The 4705-nt window shown below is 68.1% G+C and carries 4 protein-coding genes and 1 pseudogene; 2 read left to right on the top strand and 3 right to left on the bottom strand.

What is annotated here, in order from left to right:
* Positions 1 to 551 (top strand): polysaccharide deacetylase family protein (locus VF662_RS03500; protein WP_464137735.1); only part of this gene is annotated, 551 nt, incomplete at its 5' end.
* Positions 552 to 554: 3 nt separating this feature from the next.
* Here the strand turns inward: VF662_RS03500 and VF662_RS03495 are convergent.
* From VF662_RS03495 to VF662_RS03485, 3 genes are read right to left on the bottom strand one after another with little or no spacing between them, the layout of a single operon-like run.
* A complete protein-coding gene (locus VF662_RS03495; protein WP_464137733.1) occupies positions 555 to 941 on the bottom strand; it encodes a YdbL family probable chaperone protein in 387 nt (128 codons plus the stop codon).
* Positions 942 to 954: 13 nt separating this feature from the next.
* Entirely contained in the window at positions 955 to 1155 is a 201-nt protein-coding gene (locus tag VF662_RS03490; RefSeq protein WP_464137731.1) for a YnbE family lipoprotein, read from the bottom strand.
* Entirely contained in the window at positions 1152 to 4313 is a 3162-nt protein-coding gene (locus VF662_RS03485) for an intermembrane phospholipid transport YdbH family protein (protein ID WP_464137729.1), read from the bottom strand. The genes VF662_RS03490 and VF662_RS03485 overlap by 4 nt, the downstream gene beginning before the upstream one ends.
* Positions 4314 to 4475: 162 nt before the next feature.
* Between VF662_RS03485 and VF662_RS03480 the strand changes: the two are divergent.
* Positions 4476 to 4705, top strand: a pseudogene (locus VF662_RS03480) (hypothetical protein); the annotation flags it as partial.

The following is a 4705-nucleotide window of genomic DNA, read 5'->3' as shown; positions in this document are numbered from 1 at the left end:
AGGTGCAGGCGGCGGCGAAGGAGGATAAGGCCGGGCGCGGCGACGGCGGCGCCGACTTCTTCACCCATTCCTATTCGAAGGAATGGCGGGTGGCGGGCAAGACGCCGCGGCTGCTCAGCATCGTCGCCGAGGTGGGCACCTTCACCGGCGGCGCTCACCCGAACAGCGACTATGACACGATCATCTGGGACCGGCAGACGGACCGGCAGGTCGCGTTCGGCGACCTGTTCGCGGCCGAGGCGCGGGTGATGGCAGCCTTGAGCGACCGTTTCTGCAAAGGGCTCGATGCGGAGCGAACCGAGAAACGCGGCGAAGCCCTGCCCGCCTCACCGGGCGATTTCATGACCGCCTGCCCGACGCTCGACGACCAGGCCGTGGTCGCGGCGGACAGCAATGGCAACGGCCGTTTCGATACCCTGCAAGTGTTGCTGCCGCCCTCGGTGGCCGGCCCCTATGCCGAGGGCGGATACCAGGTCGATCTCAGGATCGATGCCGCGACGCTGGCAGCGATCAAGCCTGAAGACCGCGCCTCGTTCGAAGGCTCACGGTAGCTCTCAGCCGCAATAATCCGGCCGGGGCACGGGCGTGCTGCCGTCGCGCTGGCGCCAGACGCCGTCGCCGAGGCGGAAATACTGGCCTGGGCCGACGCGGCTCGCGAAGATCTCGCAGGCCGTCGCCGCTGCGACTTCCTCGATCTTCGCGCCGCGCTTGCTCGCAAGATCGGTATAGTAAGCGCGGCGCTTGATGTTCACCGCATCGACCTGCGCGCGAAGCGAAGCGTCGGCCGAGCCGACCACGCCGAGATAGCCGTCGGCCTGCTCGCCGACCTTGCCGCTGGCGCGGAGCGATGCGGAGGCGTCCGCCTGAAGCATCGCATAAGCGACGCCGGTGCCGCCAACGACTGCCGCAAGGCCGATGCCGGCGGCGAGGATCAGTTTCATTCGGCGGTTCATGTCAAAACACTCCCGGATTCTGCTTTATGAGATCGCGTACATCCTCCTGCAGGCGCACGACAACCTCTTGCCTGATATTGATGTTGAGGTTGATCTCGATCGGCTTTTCCGGAGCGCTCACCTGAACGCATCCGGGCAGCGCCCCGAGGATCGTCGCCGCGGCAAGGCCGAGACAGGTTCTCGTCAATATCGCACGCTTCATCGCACTTTCTCGCTTTCATCAGGCTGAACGTTTGTGGTGACCGGCTTTTTCCTCAGCTCCTCGGGAAGGACCGACTGGATGAGCAGACTTGGATCCTCGAACGAGCGCGTCGTGGCGATCAGCGCCCGGAAGGGACCGCGGACGTTGATGTTGAACTCGAACGGGATCTTGGCGAGCTGCCCGAGCGCCCGGCGCGCAACCATGCCGCTGATCCCGCCGCCGGCGACCGTCGTCAGCGCCGGATCGCGGGCAACGCCGTCAAGCTCGATCCCGGCGACGAACTCGCCGGCAAGGTCGCCGTCGAGGTCGATCGTGAGCTTGCTGTAACGGAGCGACTTCAGAGCATCGAAGGCGAGCTTGCCGTAGACTCCGAGCTGCTTGTCGGTGAGCTCGCCGATATAGGAGAGCGTGCCGCCCTCGGCCCGCGCAACCAGCCGCCCGCCGACGATGCGACCGCCCTTCTCGTCGAATTCCATCGGGATGGTGCCGTCGAACGTGCCGGTGGCGGTGATGTTCGAGAATTCCATCTGCTGGATGAAGCGGGCGGCATCGAGGCCGCGGACCCGGAAGACGAGCCGCTTCAGCGTCGGCTTGGAGAAGTCGAGGATCGTATCCTCGAGGATGAGCTCGCCTCCGGCGAACGGCCAGCTGCCCCCTTCGATACGCACCCGGAGACCCGGCAGCAGCTGGTAGCGGATCGCCCCGTCGAAGACATCGATGCCGGTACGGATCACCTCCACGTTCGCGACCTGCCCGGGAGCCGTCTCGAGGCCGAGCAGATCGGTGAAGTGGAGACTGGTCTTCAGCCCCTCCACCGGCCCGAAGGCGGCGGCGAGATCGAGATCGTCAGTGGAAAAGGTGCCGCTGCTCTTGGTGCCTTCGGGGCCCCAGCTGATATCGCCCCTCCCCTTCACCACGCCGTTTACCAGGGCGACGACGCCCGTCGTGAGGCGAGTCAGCTGCTCGGGCTGATAATCCTGGTCGAAGCGGATCCCCGCAACCTCCAGCACCGCATTGCCGCGGCCCGCACGGAGATCGTGCCGGATTTCGGCGAGGCTGACGCGTGTGCCGGTCTCCGGGTCGATCAGCCAGCCGGTGGCGGCGATCTGATTGTCGCGGAGAGTGAGGGCGAAGTCGTTGGTGGCGAGCGGGAAGAAGCGCGGCGGATCGGCTTCGTCGGCGACGGTCATTGCGCCGTTCACCGCCAGATCGCCGCCGCTGAGGCTCCATCCGCCACGCACGTTCGAGAGCAGCAGGGGCACTGCGGCGAGCTTCACGTCGCCCCCTGCGAAAGCGCCGGCAATGCCGCGAGGGGTCAGGCGGCCGGAAAGGCTGCCCAGAGCGAAGCGATTCTGCGAACCGGTGCTGCCGAGCAGCACCGCGACGTCGGCGCTGCTGAACGCGCGATCGGCGAGGCTGAAGCGGAACAGGCTCGATGCGACGCTGATCGGGGACTGCCCCAGCCGTCCGCCAAGCCGAAGCTGGCGGACGGACGCGCCGCCGCGAAGGCCGTCATTGCCGCCCCAGACGAGGGCCCGGCCGGTCGGGCAGAGCGGAAGCCGGGTCGCTCCGAGCCTCAGCCCCGACACCCGGAGCGACTGGAACGTCACCGGCGTGCACCGTTCGCCGAAGACGAAACCGCCCCCGCCGAAGCTCCCGTTCACCGGCAGCAGCAGCCGGTCGACACGCCCGCCGCTGAACGGGCCGCTGAGCAGCGCCGTCGTCTGGATCTGCGTGCGGCCGTCCGGAGCCGCGGTGAAGCGCACCTGGTTCAGCTGCAGCTGCGCGCCGTCGGCGGACATCGGGGCGACATAGGCAAGGCCGCGGATCGAGCCGCCCGGCCGCGGCTGACTGAGGCTGAGCCGGGTGAGCGGAAAACCGCCGCCGGAAAGTGCGAGGTCCGTGTCGATCCTGCCGGCCCCGCGCGGCCAATAATAGCTGATCCCGCTCCGGCCGCCGAGGCTGATGGCCGCGCCGCTTCGGCTCGCCGCGCGCAGGCGGTCGACCCGGACTGCGGAATAGCCCGGCCCGCTGACGAATCGCAGCGACGCCCGAGCGTCGAAGGCTTGGCCCACCCGCCGAACCGCTGCCGCGATCGAAGCCGCGATCGGCTCCATCGGGGTGCCCGCCGCCGACTTCAAAGCGGCCGCGACGGCTTCCAGGTTGCCGACGCCCGAAATCCCTCCGGCCGCCGCATTGGCGACCAGCGTCACATTGCCGGCCGTGGGCGCAACGGCATAGCGGCCGCCGAGGCGCGAGCGGCCCATGCGATATGCGCCCACCGCCGCACCCTCGGACGTGAGTGCAAGCGTTCCCAGCACCCGCTCGGCATCTCCGTCGAAGGAGACCCGGCCCGCGACGCGCCTGAAGCTCTGGCCGCCGGACCGGAGCTCCGCCGCGGCAACCTCGGCCCTCCCCCGCCCACCGTCGAAGCCCGGCCGGAGAGTGGCGTCGACCGTCAGCGCAGGCTGCGCCAGCTGCACGCCCGCGCAGCCGATGCTCTTCGCGCGGAGCGGCCCCCTGAACGTCGGCTGCTCGTCCTCGGTCGTCACCGCGGCGTAGAAAGCGGGCGCCTCCAGGCTGCAATTGCGGCCGAGGCGAAGCCCGCGCGAAACCGCCGCGACCTTGCCTTCGAAACTGAAGGCGAGATTGCCCACGCCTTCGATGCTCATCCCGATGAGGCCCGCGGGCGTGGTGAGGCGGATCGCGGTATCGGCAAGGTCCACCCGCTGGTTCGGCAGCCGGAAGGGCTTGCCGCTCGGCGGCGGAAGCAGCTTGTCGATCTGGCCGAGCGACACCCGCCCGTTAATCACGCGCCCGAATAATCGAACGCCGCGGGCCTTGATGAGGGTCACACGGGTCTTGGGGATACCGAGCGAGAGCTCCACCTCCACCCACTTCGCAGTCGCGTCCGGCCGGCGCGGATCGCCGATGACGACATTTTCAAGCCGCTGGGTACGGAAGCCGATTTCCCTCACCTCGTAGCTGGCCTGGACGCCGCGCCGATCGAGCTCGCGGGCGATATAGTCGGCAGCGATCTCCCGCCGCTCGAACCAGATCCCGAAGATGATTGCTGCGACAAGGAGGAGAATGGCGAGAAGCGCCAGCCGCCAGCGTGGGCGCCGCCGGGCAACGACCGCTTCCTCTTCATCGTTCATCGCGGTCGCCTCAGCGGAGGAAGACCGGAGCATAAGACGAATTCCGCCGGAGGGCCATCGACGCATAACCTCGCTCAAGCAACCAACGTTCCGGACCCGTCACTTTTTGCAAGGAGCGGCACGCGGTTTGCGTAAGGCCATGATGAAGCTTAATCCAGCCTGATGGCGGACACTCCCCTCGACGGCACCGGCCACCGCTCAAGGCTTCGCCAGCGGCTGTTCGAGGGCGGGCCGGAGGCTTTGCTCGATCACGAGCTCGTCGAATATCTGCTCGCCCTCGCCCTCCCCCGCCGCGACACCAAGCCGCTGGCGAAGAAGCTGATCCACGAATTCGGCGGCTTCGGGGCGCTTCTGACCGCCGATGCGCAGGTGATCGCCCGCGTCGGCGACAT

It is taken from the genome of Allosphingosinicella sp., assembly GCF_036387215.1.
GTDB lineage: Bacteria > Pseudomonadota > Alphaproteobacteria > Sphingomonadales > Sphingomonadaceae > Allosphingosinicella.
Note: the sequence above shows the minus strand (reverse complement) of the source record. Positions and strands in the feature narration are given on the sequence as shown.

Coding starts and splice junctions, on each gene's coding strand:
- VF662_RS03490 (WP_464137731.1), bottom strand. CDS start 1,155: ATGAAGCGTGCGATATTGACGAGAACCTGTCTCGGCCTTGCCGCGGCG.
- VF662_RS03485 (WP_464137729.1), bottom strand. CDS start 4,313: ATGAACGATGAAGAGGAAGCGGTCGTTGCCCGGCGGCGCCCACGCTGG.
- VF662_RS03495 (WP_464137733.1), bottom strand. CDS start 941: ATGAAACTGATCCTCGCCGCCGGCATCGGCCTTGCGGCAGTCGTTGGC.